The organism is Rhizobium sp. Root1334 (genome assembly GCF_001426665.1).
In the GTDB taxonomy this organism is placed as follows: domain Bacteria; phylum Pseudomonadota; class Alphaproteobacteria; order Rhizobiales; family Rhizobiaceae; genus Pararhizobium.
The window spans coordinates 39,171-60,168 of the sequence record NZ_LMEY01000006.1 but is presented as its reverse complement, the minus strand read 5'-3'; the positions used below and the strand labels follow the sequence as shown (position 1 = coordinate 60,168).

17 protein-coding genes are annotated in these 20,998 nt (G+C 55.0%); 11 read left to right on the top strand and 6 right to left on the bottom strand.

The window, feature by feature from the left end; translation table 11 throughout:
• The first annotated feature begins 255 nt into the window (after positions 1 to 255).
• The 4 genes from ASD36_RS11015 (at position 256) to cysQ (ending at position 6,293) form a co-directional block, all read left to right on the top strand.
• Positions 256 to 2,514 carry an exopolysaccharide transport family protein gene (locus ASD36_RS11015; protein WP_060510267.1) on the top strand — a complete coding sequence of 753 codons (2,259 nt, stop codon included), beginning with the start codon at positions 256 to 258 and terminating at the stop codon, positions 2,512 to 2,514.
• A 135-nt stretch (positions 2,515 to 2,649) separates the two neighbouring features.
• Complete coding sequence (gene cysD / locus ASD36_RS11010) at positions 2,650 to 3,549, top strand: sulfate adenylyltransferase subunit CysD (protein WP_060510265.1); 900 nt, start codon at positions 2,650 to 2,652, stop codon at positions 3,547 to 3,549.
• On the top strand, positions 3,549 to 5,435 hold the full coding sequence (gene cysN, locus ASD36_RS11005; protein WP_060510263.1) for a sulfate adenylyltransferase subunit CysN: 1,887 nt from the start codon (positions 3,549 to 3,551) through the stop codon (positions 5,433 to 5,435). The genes cysD and cysN overlap by 1 nt, the downstream gene beginning before the upstream one ends.
• Positions 5,436 to 5,513: 78 nt before the next feature.
• A complete protein-coding gene (gene cysQ, locus ASD36_RS11000; protein ID WP_060510260.1) occupies positions 5,514 to 6,293 on the top strand; it encodes a 3'(2'),5'-bisphosphate nucleotidase CysQ in 780 nt (259 codons plus the stop codon).
• A 42-nt stretch (positions 6,294 to 6,335) separates the two neighbouring features.
• Here the strand turns inward: cysQ and ASD36_RS10995 are convergent, their stop codons facing one another.
• Together ASD36_RS10995 and ASD36_RS10990 are read right to left on the bottom strand one after the other, a co-directional pair.
• Positions 6,336 to 7,196: a sulfotransferase domain-containing protein gene (locus ASD36_RS10995; protein WP_060510258.1), complete on the bottom strand. Its 861-nt coding sequence runs from the start codon at positions 7,194 to 7,196 to the stop codon at positions 6,336 to 6,338.
• A gap of 62 nt (positions 7,197 to 7,258) precedes the next feature.
• Positions 7,259 to 8,443 (bottom strand): glycosyltransferase family 4 protein, encoded by a 1,185-nt coding sequence (locus tag ASD36_RS10990; protein WP_060510256.1) that lies wholly within the window; start codon positions 8,441 to 8,443, stop codon positions 7,259 to 7,261.
• Positions 8,444 to 8,797: 354 nt separating this feature from the next.
• Between ASD36_RS10990 and ASD36_RS10985 the strand changes: the two genes are divergently transcribed.
• On the top strand, positions 8,798 to 10,138 hold the full coding sequence (locus tag ASD36_RS10985; protein WP_162252453.1) for a pectate lyase: 1,341 nt from the start codon (positions 8,798 to 8,800) through the stop codon (positions 10,136 to 10,138).
• Positions 10,139 to 10,169: 31 nt separating this feature from the next.
• A complete protein-coding gene (locus tag ASD36_RS10980; protein ID WP_060510252.1) occupies positions 10,170 to 11,324 on the top strand; it encodes a glycosyltransferase family 4 protein in 1,155 nt (384 codons plus the stop codon).
• A 92-nt stretch (positions 11,325 to 11,416) separates the two neighbouring features.
• On the opposite strand, the gene ASD36_RS10975 is transcribed toward ASD36_RS10980, so the two are convergent.
• The 3 genes from ASD36_RS10975 to ASD36_RS10965 form a co-directional block, all read right to left on the bottom strand.
• Positions 11,417 to 12,634 (bottom strand): DegT/DnrJ/EryC1/StrS aminotransferase family protein, encoded by a 1,218-nt coding sequence (locus ASD36_RS10975; protein ID WP_060510250.1) that lies wholly within the window; start codon positions 12,632 to 12,634, stop codon positions 11,417 to 11,419.
• A gap of 73 nt (positions 12,635 to 12,707) precedes the next feature.
• Positions 12,708 to 13,391 carry a PIG-L deacetylase family protein gene (locus ASD36_RS10970; RefSeq protein WP_060510248.1) on the bottom strand — a complete coding sequence of 228 codons (684 nt, stop codon included), beginning with the start codon at positions 13,389 to 13,391 and terminating at the stop codon, positions 12,708 to 12,710.
• 303 nt (positions 13,392 to 13,694) lie between these two features.
• The gene (locus ASD36_RS10965; protein WP_060510246.1) at positions 13,695 to 14,939 is read right to left on the bottom strand and encodes a polysaccharide biosynthesis/export family protein; all 1,245 of its coding nucleotides are present in this window, start codon (positions 14,937 to 14,939) and stop codon (positions 13,695 to 13,697) included.
• 320 nt (positions 14,940 to 15,259) lie between these two features.
• Here ASD36_RS10965 and ASD36_RS10960 point away from each other — a divergent pair, with 320 nt between their 5' ends.
• The gene (locus ASD36_RS10960; RefSeq protein WP_060510244.1) at positions 15,260 to 16,600 is read left to right on the top strand and encodes an oligosaccharide flippase family protein; all 1,341 of its coding nucleotides are present in this window, start codon (positions 15,260 to 15,262) and stop codon (positions 16,598 to 16,600) included.
• A 571-nt stretch (positions 16,601 to 17,171) separates the two neighbouring features.
• Positions 17,172 to 17,318: a DUF1127 domain-containing protein gene (locus ASD36_RS29900; RefSeq protein ID WP_082562741.1), complete on the top strand. Its 147-nt coding sequence runs from the start codon at positions 17,172 to 17,174 to the stop codon at positions 17,316 to 17,318.
• Positions 17,319 to 18,016: 698 nt separating this feature from the next.
• Here the strand turns inward: ASD36_RS29900 and ASD36_RS10950 are convergent.
• Positions 18,017 to 18,625 (bottom strand): J domain-containing protein, encoded by a 609-nt coding sequence (locus ASD36_RS10950; protein WP_060510672.1) that lies wholly within the window; start codon positions 18,623 to 18,625, stop codon positions 18,017 to 18,019.
• Positions 18,626 to 19,086: 461 nt separating this feature from the next.
• Here ASD36_RS10950 and minC point away from each other — a divergent pair, with 461 nt between their 5' ends.
• Genes minC through minE form a run of 3 tightly spaced genes read left to right on the top strand, consistent with a single transcriptional unit; the run spans position 19,087 to position 20,929 of the window.
• Positions 19,087 to 19,821 (top strand): septum site-determining protein MinC, encoded by a 735-nt coding sequence (gene minC / locus ASD36_RS10945; protein ID WP_112834502.1) that lies wholly within the window; start codon positions 19,087 to 19,089, stop codon positions 19,819 to 19,821.
• Positions 19,822 to 19,853: 32 nt separating this feature from the next.
• Entirely contained in the window at positions 19,854 to 20,669 is an 816-nt protein-coding gene (gene minD / locus ASD36_RS10940) for a septum site-determining protein MinD (protein ID WP_060510242.1), read from the top strand.
• Positions 20,666 to 20,929 carry a cell division topological specificity factor MinE gene (gene minE / locus ASD36_RS10935; protein ID WP_060510240.1) on the top strand — a complete coding sequence of 88 codons (264 nt, stop codon included), beginning with the start codon at positions 20,666 to 20,668 and terminating at the stop codon, positions 20,927 to 20,929. Before minD ends, minE begins: the two co-directional genes overlap by 4 nt.
• Positions 20,930 to 20,998: the final 69 nt, after the last annotated feature.

The window sequence follows — 20,998 nt, the reverse complement described above, 5'->3', positions numbered from 1 at the left end:
AATTTATGTATAATTTTGACGCAGCCTGCCATTTTCGGGCAAATGCGAATGTATCGTTGCGAGTAATAGCATTTTATAGACCGCAATATTCGAGTTGTATTTTCATATAAGCGACGTTGTTAATGTTAAATGATAATTTAGTTGTTTAATATCTTTGCGATTTCAATTATTGTTTCTATTTAAATTGGGTTGCTAAATTTGGCGTATATTGTGCGCTGCAGCAAGGAAATCTTGGGGAAGTTGTCTGGAGGTTAAATGCTGACCACCGATCGCGCAGTTGACCATTCTACAAATAAAATTCAAAGCACGACGATATATCAGATGCCTCCGCGCCGGCCGTACACCTACGGTCTGCAGGACATCGCTGAGTTGCTACGCAGGTACATTGTCTTCTTTGGTATTTTTATATTGACGGGCCTGGCGCTGACGATTCTGGCATCGCTTCTCTATACAAAAATCTACACCGCTACCTCTGCTATTGTGTTCGATCGCAATGATGCCCGCCCTTATGAAGCGGTGGTCGAGCTGCGCAAGCAGGAGCGCGATAAGTCGGTAATGGAAACAGAACTCGATGTCATTCAGTCGCGTGTGTTTGCCGGAACCGTTGTTGATGCGCTCAATCTTGTCGAGGACCCCGACTACAATACCTACCTGCACCCAATACGGACGGAGGGGAATAGCCTTATCGGATCAATGTTCGCGCCCATCGTCGGCGTATTGTTTTCCAACGAAGGAAGCGGTCCGGAAATGGTTCGCCGTCGTCTTATTTCAGAAAGTGTGCAGCGTAACCGTGCGATTTCTACGCTCCTGAATTCTTATACCGTGGATCGCCGCGGCGACAGCCTTGCGATGAGCATTCGCGTGAGGCAGCCCAACCCATTGAAGGCAGCCACGATCGCTGATGCCATTGCGGAGCGCTATGTCGAATGGACTGCCAAACTTACTGACGAGGCCACCAAGAACACCATCGCATATTTGCGCAGCCAGCAAGCGGAGCTTGCTGGCCGGATTGCGAACATGGAGCGGGAGATCGCCAACTTCGCCACGAACAGTGATCTCACTTTTGATCCACAGGACGACCTCTTGCGGGCGCGCATGGAGCAGTTGAACGAGCAATTGACGATTGCGCGTGTTGATGAGGCTGGGGCGGTCGCGCGATATAATGAGGCAAAAGGGCTTCTTGCGTCGACGGACGAACAAGCATTGGGCCGTGTTCTGACGTCAGACCAGCTTGACCGCCTGAGGACCGAGCAATCGCGTCTCGAACGGGTCCGCGCGCAACTCAGTTCAAAGTTTGGTAAAAATCACCCGCTCGTCATCGATGCAGATGCCGAGCTTCAGGCCACTCGCGCCATGATAGGGGATGAAGCTCAGAGAATTGTTCAGGAATTGGCAAACAATTCCAAGGTTGCTTCAATCCGGACCGAGAAGTTCAGCACTGAAGTGGCCCTTCTGCAAAAGAGGATGGAAGGCCGCAATTTGGCTGAAATCCGCAGGCGGGAGCTTGAGCGGGATTTGCTGGCTGAACAGAAGCGCTATGATCAGATCGTATTGCGATTGGGGGACCTAGATCCTGAGCGCGGCGAGCGCAAGGCGTCGGCGACTGTCGCCTCCTACGCAGAAGTTCCAACCAGCCCCTCTTTTCCAACCCCGAGCTTTGTCATCGCAACCGGTTCTTTCGGTGTCTTTATTCTGGCTATCATCGGCCTGATGGTTGCTGAGGCTCTTGATAACAGGCTTCATGGGCCACGTGATGTCGAAGAGGTGCTCAACCGGCCGAACCTCGTCACCATCCCAAATTTGAAGGCACCGTTACATTCGTTGCAGATGCCCCATCAGCTTGTAGTGAGTAGCCCCGGCTCGGTGTTTTCCAAGGCGATGCGAAACTTGTGTATGGCCTGGGAGGCGATAGACCGTTCTGCAGGAGGCAAGATCGTCATGATCTGCTCGCCATCAAATGGCGACGGAAAGACGACCATAGCGCTTGGTCTGGCCGCGGCTGCGAGAGCGCAGGGATTGCGTGCACTTATTCTGGACTTCGACCCGAACTCGAAGGGGGCCGGCTTCCTTTTGGGTGCGCCACAAGCAGACACGGCACTTTCCAACTTCCTCGAGAACAAGGGGGATCTGAAGAGCGTTATCTTTGCCTCCCCCTCGTACCCGTTCCTGGAGGTCATCTCCTCCAGGCCGAATTTGTACGGCGTTGAAGTTCTCTACACGGAATTGCGGGGACTATACGACCTGATCATCATCGATTCACCCGCGCTGCAGAACGAAGAGGATTCTGTCTGGCTGGCATCCCGGGTCGATTCCATCATCATGGTTGTTGCAGCCGTGCGCACCAAGGAACGAAACCTCGTTGACGCGCTGAACAGGCTATCGGTCAATCATCCTGTCATTTTGGGCAGCGTGGTGAATTTCTTCGGGAAACCCGAAAATCAAGATCGCCCCTCCTGGTTCTCGTGGTTTTCGAGGCGGCGTTACAAGGCGTCGGGATCTCCGATTGGCATTTGAATTAATCGGATGCGGATCGTGATGAGTGCGTTTCAATGTGCATTGGAGGTTAATATTACTGTTGGTTTTGGATTTTATTGAAAAATAAATGAATGGCGGAATTTTTTACATGAATAGGCGAGGGGGGCCGCGAAAATGACGCTGACGTATCTGGAAAAATTGGAAGCAGAATCCATCCATGTCATGCGTGAGGTTGCCGCAACATTCTCACGGCCGGTTATGCTTTATTCGATCGGAAAAGATTCTTCCGTCATGCTGCACCTGGCTCTCAAGGCGTTCTACCCGGCAAAGCCTCCATTTCCATTGCTTCACATTGATACGACCTGGAAGTTTCGCGAAATGATCGCCTTTCGGGACAGGACTGCGGCTGAACTCGGCCTCAATCTGCTCGTGCACACCAATCAGGACGGTGTCGCCCAGAATGTGAACCCCTTCGATTTCGGCGCAACGGCATACACGCACATGATGAAGACGCTGGCTCTGCGACAGGCGCTGGATCACTACGGCTTCGATGCGGCGTTCGGAGGCGGTAGGCGCGACGAGGAAAAATCGCGAGCAAAGGAGAGAATATTCTCCTTCCGCGATAGCAAGCACACATGGGACCCGAAAAACCAGCGGCCGGAGATGTGGAGGACCTACAACACGCGGGTGAACCGCAATGAATCGATCCGGGTTTTCCCGCTGTCAAATTGGACGGAACTCGATGTCTGGCAATACATAAATCAGGAAAATATCCCCGTGGTTCCGTTGTATCTGGCACAACGCCGGCCGGTTATTCGCCGTGATGGAATGCTTCTCATGGTTGACGACGACCGGCTCCGGGTTGCGCAGGACGAGAAGGTCGAGGAGTTGCAAGTCCGGTTTCGTACACTTGGCTGTTACCCACTGACGGGAGCGATTGAATCGACCGCGCGCACCGTCCCAGAAATCATTCAGGAAATGCTGACTGTCCGAACGTCCGAACGTCAAGGACGAGCGATTGATTCCGATGAAGAAGCTTCGATGGAAAAGAAAAAACGCGAAGGATATTTCTGATGAGGATGGTTCTTGAAGACGACATGCTGATTGAGCAGGACGCGCACGTCACCAATACCTTCCTGCGCGTTTTGACCTGTGGCTCGGTGGACGACGGGAAATCCACGCTGATCGGCCGATTGCTCTACGATACGCAGCTTATCCTGGATGACCAGTTTTCCGCGCTTAAGCGGGATACCAAAAAGCATGGCACGACAAAAGGCGATGATCATCTGGATTTCGCGCTTCTGGTGGACGGCCTGGAGGCTGAGCGGGAACAGGGCATCACGATCGATGTAGCCTACCGCTTCTTTGTGACGCCGAAGCGAAAATTCGTTATCGCGGATACGCCCGGACACGAGGAATATACCCGTAACATGGCGACCGGTGCGTCCAATGCCGACGTGGCAATCGTGCTGATAGATGCGAGAAAGGGCGTTCTGCGCCAGACGCGCCGCCACACATTTATCGCTTCCCTTCTTGGCATCCGGCATATCATCGTCGCCGTCAACAAGATGGATCTTATCCAATATGATCAGGAAAGGTTCGAAGCCATTTGCGGCGCCTTTCAAGCGTTTTCAGAAACGCTGGGCTTCCGCTCAGTCGGGTTTGTCCCGATGTCGGCGCGATTTGGTGACAATGTCATCACGGCTTCCCCAAACATGTCTTGGTATAGGGGGAAGAGCCTGCTTTCGCATCTGGAAGCCATCGATGCCGACGAAGATCGCGTCGATCAGCCGTTTCGGTTGCCAATCCAGCTGGTCAATCGTCCGAACCTGGATTTCCGCGGCTTCTCCGGTCAAATTGCAGCGGGCCGGGTTTCTGTTGGTGACAGCGTCGTTGTTGCGAAGTCCGGTCAAACGTCCCGCGTCAAGTCCATCCTCTGCGGCCGCGACAACGTCGAGACGGCTGTCGATGGGCAAGCCGTAACCGTCGTTCTCGAAGACGATCTGGAGCTATCGCGTGGCAACATGCTTGTCGCTCCGCAAAACCGGCCCCATCTGGCTGATCAATTCATGGCGCATGTGATCTGGTTTCACAAAGAGGCCATGATACCTGGGCGGAGCTATATCTGCCGCACAGAGGTCGATAGCATCGGCGCGACCGTTACAACGTTGAAATATACCATCGATATCAATAGTTTCGCGCAGAAGGCGGCAACTGCCCTGCAGATGAACGAGGTCGGCGTCTGCAATGTTTCGACCCAGGCGCCGATCGTGTTCGACAGTTACCGTGATAACCGGAACACGGGCAACTTTGTTCTGATCGATCGTTTCACCAATGCCACTGTTGGCGCAGGGATGATCGATCATCCCCTGCGCCGGGCGCATAATATTCATTGGCATGCGGTCGATATCAACAAGCACGCGCGGGCAGCCCTCAAGCTACAAACGCCCAGGGTCTTGTGGTTCACCGGGCTTTCCGGCTCCGGAAAATCCACGATTGCCAATATGGTGGAGAAATTGCTGCATGCCCGCGGCAAGCACACGTACATGCTCGACGGCGACAACATCCGGCATGGGCTGAACCGCGATCTGGGGTTTACGCAGGAAGCGCGCGTCGAGAACATTCGTCGCGCTGCGGAAGTGGCCAAACTGATGGCTGATGCCGGACTGATCGTGCTCGTCTCCTTCATATCACCCTTCCGTTCGGAGCGGAGGATGGCGCGCGAACTGTTCGAAAAGGGGGAATTCGTCGAAGTTTTCGTGGATACACCGATCGAAGAATGCGCCCGCCGCGATCCCAAGGGTCTGTATCAAAAGGCCATGGCTGGCGAGATCAAGAACTTTACAGGCATCAGTTCACCCTACGAGGCGCCAACAACGCCCGAGATTCACCTTCGAACCGTAGGGCACGAGCCTCTCGATCTGGCAATGCAAATCGAGAAATTTCTCGATGATGCGTGACAGCTGTTGCTGAGTGCTGACCACAGGCGGGAATGCAAAGCGAGTTTATACGCGAACGAAGTTTGCACAGGGGGTGTGATGTTGGATGTGCTGGAACGTGCTGCGGTGGAGGCGGGAAGAGCGATATTGAGCGTCAGCCCGTCATGCACCGGCACAACGATCAAGAGCGATCAATCCCCCGTGACGATTGCCGATCATATGGCCGAAGCGGTCATCCTCAATGCCTTGTTGCGCGCATTTCCCGGTGTTCCGGTCGTTGCGGAAGAGGCAATGGCGCAAGGCCATATCCCCCAATTTGATGGGCATGCTTTCTTTCTTGTCGATCCCCTGGATGGAACCAAGGAATACATCAACCAAAGCGCTGACTACACGGTGAACATCGCACTGATCGAGAACGGCATACCCGTCGTCGGTGTCGTCTACGCCCCGGCAAGACATACCGGCTACGCTGCTTACAAAGGCCGGGCCTCAAAATTTATGGTCGCGGCAGACGGCGAGGTTTGCGATCGCGGCGATATCCGCTGCCGCGCGAAGGGCGGGAGCTTGACTGCCGTCGCAAGCCGGTCCCACAGCAACGCGCAGACCGAGGAGTTCCTGCGCGTGAACAGCATTACATCCTGCCTCTCTGTTGGATCGTCTTTGAAGTTTTGCCTGCTGGCCGAGGGAGGTGCGGACGTCTACCCTCGATATGGCAGGACGATGGAATGGGATACGGCCGCCGGCGACGCCGTTTTGCGTGCTGCCGGCGGGCGCACATCCTTGCTGGACGGTGCGCCGCTCACTTATGGAAAGAGACGCCAGGCGTCTGACTGCGATTTCGCCAATCCTCATTTCATCGCATGGGGGGCAGACCGGTAAGCGAAAACCGCTGAGCGCCGGCCCCGGTCAAGACGCTGCTGCTCAGGATGCTGGACGCAACTGTGCCTTCATCGCCGAAACGCGGGATAGCCACTCGGAGAGATCTTTGTTGATCAGCTTGCCGAGCCTTTCTGCTTCCGGCGCATAAAATTCAACCATGCGGGCGCAGAGATCGGGCTCCAGTGGACTGTACTTCGTCTCTTGCGCGATCATCGATCTCACCCCCTGCACAACGAAGTTGTTACGGAATGGGGCGAGAACGGGCTTCAGCGGTTTGAGGATCTGACGCAGGCCGGGAGAGACGATTGGATCGGTCTTATCCTTGACCTTCTTTGTTACCGGCGGGATGCGCAACTCCGACTCCAGCTTCAGGAAACTACGCACGGTATCAAGCTGTCTTTGAGGATCGGTGCGGATATTTTCGTACAACAATACCTGCAACTGCTGGGTTGGAAACAGGTCGAGATAAGGCAGCAATTGCTGGTGATAGAGACCTCCGTTGAGGAACCGGCCACCAGTCGCGCGGCGTGGGTCAAGATACTGCGCCACGTCCCGCCCGACTTCACCGCGGCGATACAACATGCAGTAGTCAGAATATGCGCGGTCAACAGGATTGCGAAGCTGAGCGATCAGCAGAACATCCGGTATGGCTTGCTTGATCCGTGCTGCAACGCCGGGAGTGTCCATGTAAGAATTTGACTTCTCTCCGATAAAGCGGCGATCTTCAGCGCTGCCGAACTGCGAAAGATACCATTCATCTCCCTTGTCGTAGTTCCTGCTGAAATAATGGAGTTCAGGATCCGGCATGCAAACGGCAGTATCCTGTTGAAGGGACTGTTGAAGCCAAGTCGTCGCACTTTTAGTTGCGCCAATGATCAGAAAATGAATGTCTTCAATCCGCATAGCAACTCCTTCCACGCATTGGAAAAATAAGCTCTGTTCTGTTCCGCCTGCACTCGAATGGATTAGATCGATGTGGTTTTACCGGTAAGCCTCTCATAGATCTCCATGACCGATTCAACGTGGCGGCCGACGCTGTAACCAGCGAGGGCCGAGCTTCGCGCGGTCTCGCTTATCCGTCGCCATTCCGCCGGGTTTTTGAGGAGGATATTCATCGGCTCGACAAAAGCGGGCGGATTTTCGGGCGGAACCAAAAAGCCCGTCCGGCCGTGATCGATCGCTTCCGGATTGCCTCCGTGGTCGGTCGCTATGACCGGAGTTCCAAGCAGCATCGCCTCGATCAACGTTCTGCCGAATGGTTCATTCACAGCCGGAACCAGCAGGATATCGACAGAGCACATGTAGGGGGCGACTGGCAGACGAAAGCCCATCAGGTGGATACGGTCGGCAATGCCCAGTTTTTCAGCCGCCGCCATCACCTCACCGTCCAAGCGAATGCCATATTGCTCGGGCGGACCGAAAAGCAAGCCGGCGATTGGAAAATCCGGATTTTGCATGTGAAAGGCATGAACGGCCTCCACGAACCGGACCGGCCTTTTCCTGTCTATGAGAGCGCCGAAATATCCGACAAACCGCGTGTCTTCACGCAGCCCGAGTTCGCGCGCGACTGCAAGGCGGCACTCATCGCGATCGGGCAGGGCAGTTGGGTGGTCAAAAGGACTGTGGATCACAGACATGCGGTTTTTTAGAGAAATCAGAGGTGCGGACGGCTGCGCAAATTTGGAGACTGTTACAACATGGCTTGCCAGCAGAGGCGCAAGCATGTTGACACCCTTGGCCGTCGGATCACCCCGGTGGTGCCAAAGAAGCTTTGCTCCAGACAGAACCGTCGGAAGCGCCCACGTTGTGTGAACCAAACCGTTGTTGGTGTGTACGATGTCAATTTTATGCTGACGCAGAAAGCGCAGAAGCTTCAGCATAGTCCATGGGTATTTTGCAGCCGCTATTGCCATCCGCTGAACACTGTTTCCGTGGCGCGGCCTCAAAACATCAGCATCATCAATGCGGACATAGCTGACGTTTTTTCCGTTCAGGTACTTTGAAAAGTCCCCTTTGTCGCTATGCAGCATAATAATCGGTTGTACTTTGGTTCTGTCGAGAGCCAAAATAAGGTGTACAGCGGAAATGTCGCTCCCACCGAAATCGCCGCCCGCAAATGGAAATGCAACGACTATTGGTTTTGTTTCCACGCAGTCTAATCTCCACCACGTATCATCCAATGCACAAGATCATAGTATTTAAAGACATTGCCAGTCGAGAGAATAATGTCATCTCTTTGGATGATACCGCCCTGCGCAGATCAGATTGATTCTGATGAAAAAAGGGAGCATTTTGTTGCGCTAGCGATAGGATTTTTAGGTCGCTTCAGAGGCGGCGGCCGCTAGGTGAAACTTCTATATTGGGAAAAATAGTAGAGCGGCGGAGGGCTGTGGAGGATGAGGCGGATTGGTTCGCGGATCGTTGCGTTGCGGCCATGCAGAGCGCAATTTTGGGCGTTTTCGTCATCCGGTGCGACAGTTCCACGAATACTTGTCGGCCTGCTGATGTTTTTGGCTTTCCAGCTATGGATGGCAACCGGCGTTGAAGCCAAGAACCAAGAACTTCAATACGCATTTCCAGGCGCAGAAGGATATGGGCGGACAGCGCAGGGCGGACGAGGTGGCGCTATCATCGAGGTTACAAACCTTGAGGACGCTGGACCAGGCAGTTTGCGCGCCTGTGTGGATGCGGAAGGTCCGCGCAATTGTATTTTCCGCGTTTCCGGTGTCATCCGCCTGAAGTCCACGCTGCTCGTGCAAGAAGAAGGCTCCTTCCTCTCCATTCTCGGTCAAACGGCGCCTGGCGGCGGCATTGTGCTGACGATTGAGGAGCCAGATGCGAAGAAATGGAACACTCCGCTTATCGTGAAAAACGCACATGATGTCGTCATCCGGCATCTGAAAATACGCCCCCAGTTGCCAAACTCCGTCAAGAATGTCGATGCGTTGACTGTCGAGAACAGCGCTCGGGTCTATGTCGATCACGTGTCCGGCGCATGGGCCACGGACGAAAACATCAACGCGCATTCTGACACCACCGATCTGACGATCGCGAATTCGATTTTTGCAGAGGGGCTGAATAAGCACAGCAAATGCACATTGCTGGGCTCCGACCCGCATATGCCGCAAAACATAACTTTTTTGAAGAATCTGTGCCTATCCAACCGTGATCGGAACCCGGACAACAACCATTACGGCAAGTCCTGCATCGAAATTATAAACAACGTCTTTTTCAACGCAAAATCAGAATGGGGAGAGGTGTTTTCGCAGTTTCCGGGCGGCACCCCGATTTCCTATGTGGGGAACTATTTCAAAGCAGGCCCAAGTACAGAGGATACGACCTACGCCATTCATTCAAAGGAGACAGACAAGGCGGAGAACCCGCAGATTTATCAGGCGGGCAACGTGTCCTGGGCTCCGAAGTCCAAATCTATCGTCATGATCGCACCGGAAACCGAGCCCTACATCGTGTCAACGCCGCCATGCCCGCTGTCCGTGGACAAGATTCTTTCGGCGCCAGCCGCCTATGAAGAAATCCGCACTCACGCCGGCGCTTTCCCGCGCGACAGGCTCGATAGTGATTGGATAACCGATATGGGGCCTGAGGGTCAGGGTGGCCGGGGCCGGATGGTCAATAAATCCGGGGTGCTGCCTCCGGTGGAGCCGGGGACTGCCTATGTGGATGACGACCATGACGGGATCGCAGACTCCATAGAAGCGGAATTGGGTGCAAAGGTCGGGATCAATGACGCATGGTCGATGAAAGAAGAGGGTGAATGGTCCCATTTCGACGAATTCATGCAATGGCTTTCGGAGGAGCGCATCGCCGGCCGGTATCCTCAATGAACGCATTCCGGCCGCAGAGCGAGTTGCCGTCATGAACGAACGCCAAAATGTCTTGCGGTTTGAAAAGGTTAGTCCAGGGGGATTGCGAGTAACGATTGTTGTGCCGGGATTGTCGGCGGGAGGCACGGAACATGTGGTCAACCTGGTTGCCAATCACTGGAAGGCCTTGGGACACACGGTAACGATCATTACTTTCGAGCTGCCGGATGCCATCTCCTATTATCCGCTTCACCCCGCTATATCGATTGTGAGGCTCGGAGTTCCTCCCGGCAGGATGTCGAAATTGGGATCGGCTGCCGCCGTCGGTCTTCGCATTTTGCGCCTGCGTTCAGCGCTCCAGCGCTCCCGCCCGGATTTTGTCCTGAGTTTTCTCACGCGAACAAATGTCATGACACTGCTTGCCTGCCTGGGCATGCCGGCTCCGGTCGTCGTATCGGAACGCAACAACCCGGCAGTCCAACCCTTTGGCAAGATCTGGAAATGGCTTCAATCGCGTTTGTATCCGCGCGCTTTCGGCCTCGTGACCATGACCCAAGGTGCTCTCGATTACTTTCCACCAGCGATGCGCCGCAGAGGTTGGGTAATCGCAAATGCTGTAGATTTGCCGCCAGACTGGGTCAACAGGCGGAAAAACAATACCCTGACCGCAGTCGGTCGCCTGACGCATCAAAAGGGATTCGATCTCCTCCTTAAAGCGTTTGCGTTGGTTGCGCCAAAACACCCCGATTGGAAGCTTGTCATTTGGGGCGAGGGAGATGACCGCAAATCGCTTGAGGCCCAACGCGATGCGCTTGGGCTGCAAGCGCGCGTCGAAATGCCGGGGGTAACAGCGCGGCCGGGTCTGTGGGTTGAGACGGCTGATGTCTTCGTCCTGTCTTCCCGGTATGAAGGTTGGGGCATCGTGCTGCTTGAGGCAATGGCAGTCGAACTCCCTGTCGTGTCATTTGAATGCGAATGGGGGCCAGGTACGATGATAACCAATGGAGACGATGGAATTCTTGTGCCTTGCGAAAATGTCGATGCTCTCGCGCTGGCCCTTGATGCGATGCTTGGAGATCAAATACAGCGCGAAACCATGGGCGCCAAGGCTGCGCTGAGTGCCAGAAAATATTTGCCGGAGCGCATTCTCGCTGAGTGGGATGGCGTTCTGTTGTCAGCCGTCGATCGGCAAGGACAAAAAGTGTAACATTCTGTCCGCGTTATTCCTGAAGCCGCCACGCGCGAACTTACAAAGAAAACGATTGGAACCGCGCCAACGGTCTTGGGCGATGCAGCTTGTCAGGATACGTAGCGGTCACCCTGAGGGAAGCTTGCTGTATCCATCTCCCTGGCGGAGGAGCGGCTGGCCGAGAGGATAATCCGGCGCAAGACGCGGGCGGTCTCGAGCATTGTCTGTTCGTCAATGGCAGGGTCCACCAGCAATGCTACGCTCGTGTCGCCCAGTTCCTGAGCGACCGGTAACCGTCGGCTGGGGCCATGCTTCATGTCCGTGAACGCCTTTTCCAGATATATCTCTGAACAGCTTCCTGAAAAACACGGCACGCCCGCAGCGTTCACTTCCGCAACAATCCTGTCCCGATCGTAACCGGGTTTCAGCTCGCCTCTTCGAACAAATGTGTAGAACCGATAATAGGCATGTCGAAACCCGCTCGGTGGCTGCGGTGTCCGCAGGGCTTCGAGATCGGCGGTTGCCGCCTGCAGTATCGCTGCGTTGCGTGCCCTTTTCGCCTGCCACTCCGTCAGCCGTTTGAGTTGGGTTAGTCCAAGAACGGCTTGGATGGATGTCATACGCCAATTCGTTCCAATGGATTCGTGCAACCAGCGAAAGCCGGGCGGATGGGCTTTGTGAAAAACGGTGTCGTAGGATTTTCCGTGATCCTTTCGGCTCCATGCTTTCTGCCAAAGCGTGTCGTCGTTCATGGCGATCAGTCCGCCTTCGCCACCGGTCGTGATAATCTTGTCCTGGCAGAACGAAAAGGCCGCTATATCGCCAAAGCGTCCGACCGGCTGGCCGTGGATTTCGGCACCATGGGCCTGGGCGCAGTCCTCAATCACCCAAAGTCCATTTTCGCGGGCGAGAGCCATGATGCCCTGCATGTCACAGGGCCAGCCGGCGAGATGAACCACAATGATCCCGCGCGTCCGGGGAGTTATCTGAGCGGCGATCGTCCCAGCCGTCAGATTCTGGCTGTCGGGATCGATGTCGGCAAAAATCGGGACACCTCCGCAAAAAGGAACGCAGGCGGCGGATGCCATAAAGCTGCGGGGCGTCACGATGACCTCGTCCCCCTGGCGAAGACCCAGCGCAAACAATGCAAGTTCGAGAGCAACGGTTCCGTTGGCGAGCGCAATGGCGTGCCGTAGGCCGAGAAAGTCGGCATAGGCTTCCTCGAACTGCCGGACATATGGCCCGGTCCAGGCGTTGACCTCTCCGGATTTCAACACAGAGACTACGTTTTCAATTTGCTCTTGGTCGTAGACCGGCCAACGTGCCATCGCTCTCTTCCTTTGCGTTGCAGATATGAGCAATATGGGCTGGCCAGGTCCAGCCTACGGTAAAGTATCTGGATCAGATCACATGGCGTACCAAAACGAAGGCTTCGGCGGCCGTTGTCATGACCGTCGCTCCCCGCAATGTTGCGAGCGCGCGCAGCGTTTCTATTGACCGCTCATGTGGAGGAGGACGTAGCTGCGACTTGAATGCCTGCATCGCCTCCATCTTCACGTCGAGGTGGTCAGCGATGTCGATAAAGACATTCGGAACGAAACTGGGCGTCAGATAGGGCGCATTCCAGTTGGTTTCGGATAGCGTTTCGTAGGCTAGCAACAACCTCGGAAAATTTTGCTGGTGCGGGCGGGCCGAAACCAGAGACGAGGTGAAGGTTAACTGGTGATCGAGATGCATGTCGCCAATGAATGGCAATAATAGCGTCTGGGGCGAAAGCGATTGGACCAGCTGGAACAAGCTTGCGTTCAGCGCCGAATGGGCGGTTTCAGACAGGGCAGCGGCGGGAAAACCAAGCCAGAACGTTTCCTTGACCCCGAGAATACGATGAGCTTGCTCAGCTTCCGCCTTCACTTTCGACATCGTTTCGGCGGAAAAGGCTGGAGGGCTTCCCCAGGTTACAACAGCCACATACACATCATTCCCCTGGGCTGCCAGACGAGCAATTGTACCGCCGGCGCCCAAAACCTCGTCATCTGGATGAGGGGCGATGACGAGAGTTTTCCCCATGGTTGGCGAGAGGTTCATCAGGCAACCCCCATCCCAACCGTCCCGCGCCAAACCCTAGACGCTGGCCGGCCCGGGATGCGAAAATGCGGGAGACGAGCGAAGTTGAGACCGAATTCTCCGAGGATAGCTAACGCTTGCCACCGGTACCATTGGGGCTGCGGTTTGCGGCGATGCAAAGCGCATCCGCGCAACGGAAAGGACAGGATGAACCCACGAATTGCGAAACGGGAGACGGCTATACGACTGGATGGCAAGCTACACTCCACAATCAAACCGGAAATTTGAAGACTGAAAGAAAACGCGTGTAGAAAATTGACGGGTTTACATGCCGGCAATAGACACTGCCAGAACATCTCCGGGTAAAAGCTCAGTGGATATAGAGGCTTCGATTGTTTCGTGCCCTTTATCTTCAACCCGGCGAATCTCGTAGGTAAATGAAATTTGATTGCGCTTTTTCTCGTCCGTGGCGATGGAAGCGATCAGAAAAAACTGTTCCTGGGCGGTCTGGCGTGCCGCTTCCAGTTTCTTGATGGCGACCTCTCTTTCCTGCAGTTTCACGAGAATATCCGTCTCGCGGTCTGCTTTTAGCTTCGCAAGATCGAGCTTGAGTTTACCAAGCTCACGTCTCGAGTTGGACATCCCGGCGTAGACTTCCAGCAAACGGGATTTTTCGTTGGATGTTGTTGTTTTTGTTCTCGATAAATCCGCTTCCGTATTGAGCTCGCGCTTGCGTAGGCCGGTAACGCGTTCGAGATCCTTTTCGTTCATTGCAACCACTTCTTTCTGCTGCTCTTCCAATTGCGCCAATATTTTGAGTTCTTCCTCGGTTTCCGTAATCCCCTGCGTCAAAATCTGGACTTGAGAGTCCGTGGTAATGAGATCCGTTTTCAGAATTCGTTCCTCGATTTCAATCGCACCCTTCAACGACGCGTGCTCAAGATAGGGACGTGCGATTTCCGGTGCGTCCTTCAGGTCGATTTTGTCGGACCCCTTCAGTTGGGCGACAAGCCGTGCGGCGTAAAGCGCTTCGCTGACGATCTCGACCTCGGCGCCGTCCATCTCTCCACGCAGGCGAGCGCGTAACAGGATTCTGTCTGACGGATTTGATGTCAGGGTTTGCGGTCCTCCAGCCAGGCCAATTGCTTGTTCGACCGTCAAGCCGGGATAAAAAGGAAAGGAGCCGGGCGTTTTGACCTCGCCCAATACGAAGACCGGCCGGAAAGCCGACACATGGAGGGCGAGCTTCGGATCAGTCAGCATCTGACGCTGGCGATATTCGTTTCGAAGTTTTTGCAGAGCCTCGTTTACGGTCAGCCCCAAAATATTCACGGACCCGATAAGCGGGAATTGCGTGTCTCCGTCTGACGCGATCGTCAGTGTCACCGGCAACTCAGTGTCATCCAGGAAATCGAAAGAGACGGTATCGCCACCTGCCAGCCGGTAAGATTCCGCGTCTGCCTTCGCCGTGAAGGGGAAAGCTAGGCATGTCGCGATAACAAGGGAAACAAAAATAATGAAGGGAATATGGCTGCTTATTCTATTCTTTATGGTGCCCGGAAACGTCATTTTGCCCCCGCCAAAAAATAAACAAATACCTATGGGTGGACTTTACCACATTCTAATACAAAGATGTCGAATTATTTTCGTTCCAATGGCTTGCAAGAACGAGGTTGGCCGCTGCTGGCGCAGGAGCGCTCAATTTGAATATCTTCACCGACCGAATTTTTAGGAAAGTACAACCTGCCACTTTTGGCTGAGATTGAATTTCTGCATTCGACTCATGGCTTTGTATACTTAAAACCGTATGGACTAATCCGATATTCGTGGAGCAACGGCTGTCCATATCTAGAATCCGTCGCTCTGCAGGAGGAGATATTTCTGTGAGTATGCCGGGGAGCCTTTTGACTAAGCTTGGAAAGGTCAGATCGACCGTGGAAAAAGAAGCCCATTTCCTGGTCCGGTTGAAGAATATAGCCCACCTGCTGACAGGGAATTTCGCAAGCTCGTTCATCGGCCTTGCAGGCTTTGCGCTTACCGCGCGTGCGCTCGGCCCGACAGATTATGGGGTGCTTGCCATCTGCTTTGCCTATACGCGGGGCGTCGAGAGGCTTGTCAGTTTCCGATCGTGGCAACCGTTGGTCAAGTATGGCGCGGAGGCGTTGCAGGCCGAAGATTTGTCGAATCTCAAAACGCTGTTTAAATTCGGGCTTCTTCTAGATGTCCTGGCAGCCTGCATCGCGTGGACAGTCGCCGTGCTGGTGATTGTGCTTGCCGGTCCCCTCGTGGGGGTTTCTGCGGAAATGAGCCGCATCGTCCTTATCTACTGTTCTGTCCTGCTATTCCAGCTTTCGGGAATGTCGACAGCAGTGTTACGCCTCTTTGGGCGCTACAATATACTTGCATATGGACAAGTTCTCGCAAGCATCGTGCGCGTTGCCTTCTGCCTCTTCGGCGTTTGGGTCGGGTGGGGCTTCTTTGAATTCCTCCTGCTATGGATGGGAGCGCAGATTCTTGGTGCCGTGAACATAAATGTCCTTGCCTTCATCGAACTCAGAAGGCGGGGGTTGGGAGGGGTTCTCTTCGCGCCTGTCCGGGGTGTCGCAAAGAAGTTTCCGGGCCTCTACTCTTTTTCGTTTTCGTCCAACCTTTCATCGGCCATCCGTTCCAGTGCAAGCGAGCTTGACACGTTGATCGTCGGCTATCTCACCGATCCCGCTTCCGCTGGCCTGTATCACATCGCCAAGCGTATTGGCCGCATCGCCCAGCAGGCCGGCGTGCAGGTCCAGGCCGTTCTGTTTCCCGATTTGGCCCGGGCGTGGAGTGCAAATCAATTCAAGGATTTCCGAAAAATCGTCTTTCAGACGCAGATGCTTTTGCTCGTCTTCGGCATTGGCGCGCTGTTGTTTTTCTCTCTGACAATCAATCGCGTTTTACTTTGGACCGCTGGCCCGGAATTCCTTGGAGCTGGACCTCTCGTCATCGTTCAGACCGTTGCGGTGATGATGATCCTGTGCGGCACGGTGCTCTATTCCGCCTTGCTGTCCATGGGGAAGGAAGCCTTGGTGTTGCGCATCGTATTCGCCGCAACCATCGTATTTCATGTCACCGCGTTCACTCTCGTTCCAAAGATAGGCCCGATGGGGGCAAATATCGCTCACATCAGCATGTCATTTGTTCTTTTGTCTGGCATGACGTATATCTACAGGAAGGGTCTCTCGAAAATATAATTGGCGTTTCTTGTAAGAAGTATTAGAAAATATGAATTATTATTATGTAATAATGCCGATTTCCGGCTTTTCTGCACGTTTTCTTGATCCGTTAGCCGCTACGATGCCAGCTTGCGCCGCCGTTTTTCGTTTCTCCCTGGTGTTCCAGGCGGATGGGGGTACCGAAGTGGCATTTCCCGGCTTTACCGTGCGAGCCAGAGGCCGCAGGTCCGAATGCTTGCAAGATTAGCCCGCAACAGGAGGAACTCCCTGAAGGCCTGAAGCTACCGCTGGTCGGGCGGCTGCCCCAAATCTCGGTGGACCAAGACGCAGAGTACGCGCCGGACGATGGGTTCCAGCATCCCGAAGCGAAATCTCCCGGCATACGGATGCACCCAAAAATCCGGCGGCAATCGACCATATCGGCTCCAAATTGGGCAGGTGAGCAGCAAGCACTGCATCCGGCGCATAGGTGCTCTGACGCATTGTCGATATTCGGAACAGGGCAGAGCGTCTATATTCTCCCCATCGAACGACGCCGGAACCAATAGCGGATGCTGACGTCAAAAGAACCTCACGAAAGGGGATCATCATGAACGTAGCACGCTCCTTGAACAACTGGCGCAAGTATCGTCAGACGGTGTCCGAACTGGGCCGCATGACCAATCGCGAACTGAACGACCTCGGCATTGCCCGCGGCGACATCCACAGCATTGCCCGCGCCGCAGTCGCTCGCTGATAGAGCTGCTTGATTTTGACGAAGCGCCCGCCATGTGCGGGCGTTTTGCGTTTCAGGTTGGCGCGGCCGCCGGTCCTGCCTTTTTCAGCTTCCCGTTTCTTGCATAGCTGCACTGCAACATAAACTCTTTGAAATGACGAATATCCGGGTATGATGATTGTCATCGAAGCAATGCACCTCCTCCCGCAGAGCTTCGAGTTTCAGATAGCCCGCTCCTCCTCCCAAGGGCGTCTGAAGGAACAGCGGCACTCCTCCTCCCAGTCGCTGTTCGGTTCTTTTCGAAAAGCCTGCCGCACCTCCTCCCGCGGCAGGCTTTTTCGTTTGGAGGATTTTTGCGACAGCAGGTTGAGATCGAATTACGGCTGTTTCCAATGCGTCACCACTGTGATGCATTGCTCTGCGGTGACAGTGTAGCGCCGCGTAGCCGGGTGGGGCACTGCATGGCAATATTGGCGGCCACAAGCCCTGATGCCCTTTCAAGAAACCGTGTTGCTTGTCAATCGCGTTGCGTTGGGTCAAGCGCTGAAGCCGAACGCCTGAATCCATCGCCTCGCAAGACCGCCAGACCTACTCGCAAAGTCGCGGATACTCCCGGCGCCTCTACGCCGGAAGTCGAGAAGCATCTTTCGCGAAAGCGCAGTTGAACGGACGCTCCACGTGGGATTGGCCGAACCTAAACGGCAATCAATCATTGGGTCTCAGCAAAACCCGTTCAGCTTCAGGATCTTATGAGCTTCGATCGAGGCGCGAAGCTCGTCTTCGGAGGTGCGGTTACCCTGGTTGGCATCAGGATGGTGCATCTTGAGCCTCTCCTTGTAGCGGCTTCTGATCTCCTCCGGTGTCGCGTCCGGCGAAAGGCCAAGTGTTTCGAAAGCCTTGGCTTCGAGAACCTTGAGTTTCCGTTTCTGGAGATCAGCCTTTTGCGCCTGGCGCTGTGCGGCGGTTTTGCGGGCATTCAATGCCTTCGCAGACCCGGAACGGATAGTGGAAGGGATCGGAATTTCGGTCGCCTCGTTGATCCTGGTTCCAAAGGTCGCTCGGCTGCCGATCGTCGCTTCCTTCTGGTAGCGAGCGACGTCCGCGTTCGACGGTGCCGTCGTAAAGCTGTATCCCTTGTTGTACTCTTTTACGTGTTCAAGACAGAACAACAGATACAAGCCTTCCGCACCCGGCCCAACGGGCGCACGATGCGTGCCAGCCTTTTCGCAGCCGTCCCATTGGCATCTCGGGCCTGTGGGCTCACTGGTCGGAGCCGACTTTTTGCGGGAGGATTTGAGTCCAACAAATATTTTCGAATCAAGCGTCATCACGCCTATATGGACTCCGCGCGCCGTCACGGCAAGATTTTGCGGGCGAGGCAACGAGGGTTTTCCCTACGAAACTGGGCTTCTTCAGGGTTTCATCGTCCCCCGGTATTCCCTTGTGCAGACGCATGAGACGCCGGGCCTGACGCGGCTTTTCGAACATGGGGCGAGGCGAATACCGTTTGGTCTCACAGTCAGGGGCGCTGAGATAGTGCGGCACCCCAGGTTTTAGACGCGGCGGGCGCACCCAAACAGGCCCGTTTTGGTGCCATCTCTTGCCCGACAAGTCTTTGGTTCTGTCTGTTTTCAGTGACGAGAAGACGTTCTCCCATGCATGACGATGCGACAGATATTTTCCTGCGGCGAGGCACAGCCCGGCAGTCAAACACGACGACTGGTAATCTCCCGTTAACCTTCTGTTAACCATTGCCTCGCTACACCGTATCAACAGAAAATTTACCAAGTTGAATGATGTGTTAACAGAACCCCGACCGATCCGTCTCAAGGGACGATCTTTCCTTGCGCTCGCGCTGACACCCGAACTGCCGCTCGACGACTGGCTTGTCCAGCTCGACCATCTGGCTTCCCGTTCCGCTGGTTTCTTCCTGCGGCGGCCGATTGTGCTCGACGTTCAGGGTCTCGATATCGAACGCGCAGAATTGCGCGATCTTGTCAGTCAGCTGAGCAAGCGCAATGTCCGGATCATGGGGATCGAGGGAGCTCGCTCCTCCTTGCTCGGCCCGGACCTGCCGCCCGCTATGACGGACGGACGTGCGGCTTCCGACGTCGAGATACCGGTGGGCGAAGAGACGGAAAAAGCAGCGCCTGTCGAGAGCGTTGTTGCTTCTGTCCCAACTTCGGCAAAAGCAGCACCGTCGATTGTTGTCAGTCAGCCGGTACGTTCTGGGCAATCGCTCCACTATACCGAGGGAGATGTAACGATTGTCGGCTCCGTGGCGTCGGGTGCAGAAGTGGTCTCCGGTGGGTCGATCCATGTTTACGGTGCGCTGCGAGGGCGCGCCATGGCAGGCACGATGGGCAATGCCTCTGCGCGCATCTTTTGCCGCAAGCTTGAGGCGGAGTTGATCGCGATCGATGGTTTTTATCTGACCGCCGAGGACATGGAGCCAGGTCTCCGGGGGAAAGCCGTCCAGATATGGCTCGAAGGCGAAACGATCAGAGCTGAAGCGCTCAGCTGATAGAAGACGTATTTACGGAATTGGAGAGGTACATGGGCAAAGTAATCGTCGTTACGTCCGGCAAGGGTGGCGTCGGCAAAACAACATCGACAGCCGCATTGGGCGCTGCTCTCGCGCAGAATGGCGAGAAAGTCGTGGTCGTGGACTTTGACGTCGGCCTGCGCAATCTCGACCTTGTCATGGGGGCGGAAAGACGCGTCGTTTATGATCTGGTCAACGTCATCCAAGGTGAAGCCAAGCTGACGCAAGCGCTGATCCGTGACAAGCGGGTGGAAACGCTTTACCTGCTCCCGGCTTCGCAGACCCGTGACAAGGAGAACCTCACTCCGGAAGGCGTCGAACAGGTTATTGCCTCGCTCAAGAGCGCTTTCGACTGGGTTATTTGTGATAGTCCGGCCGGCATCGAGCGCGGAGCGACGCTTGCCATGCGCCACGCGGACGTCGCTATCGTCGTGACCAATCCTGAAGTTTCCTCGGTCCGCGATTCCGACCGCATTATCGGCTTGCTTGATTCCAAGACGCTGAAAGCCGAAAACGGCGAGGCGATGGAGAAGCACCTCCTTTTGACGCGGTATGACGCCTCTCGCGCCGAGCGCGGCGACATGCTCAAGGTCGATGACGTTCTGGAGATTCTGTCTATCCCTCTTCTCGGCATCATTCCGGAAAGCACGGATGTCCTACGGGCGTCCAACGTGGGCGCCCCTGTCACCCTGGCGGATGGTCGCAGCGCCCCCGCGATGGCCTATTTCGAAGCGGCCCGCCGTCTCAAGGGCGAAGTCCTGCCCGTCACCATTCCGGGTGAAAAGCGCGGTTTCTTCAGCAAGGTGTTTGGAAGGAAAGCGGCATGAATCTTTTCCGTTTGTTTTCCCGGCCGCAGTCAGCACCGGCCGCACGGGAGCGGCTTCAAGTTCTGTTAGCGCATGACCGTGCATCAACCGGCGATTCAGACCTTGTGACCAAATTGCGTGACGAGATTCTTCGCGCCATTTCCAAGCATATGCAGGTTGATAGCGAAAAGGTCAGTGTAAAATTGGAGCGCGGCGTGCAGGTCTCGACACTTGTCGTCGACGTTGAAATTCCCTTCGATGCAGCGAGGAAGGCGGCCTAAAGGCCGCCGCCAGGCTGCTGACTAGCCCGCGGATTTTTCGGCGGGCTCCAGGATGGGATATGCGCTGAT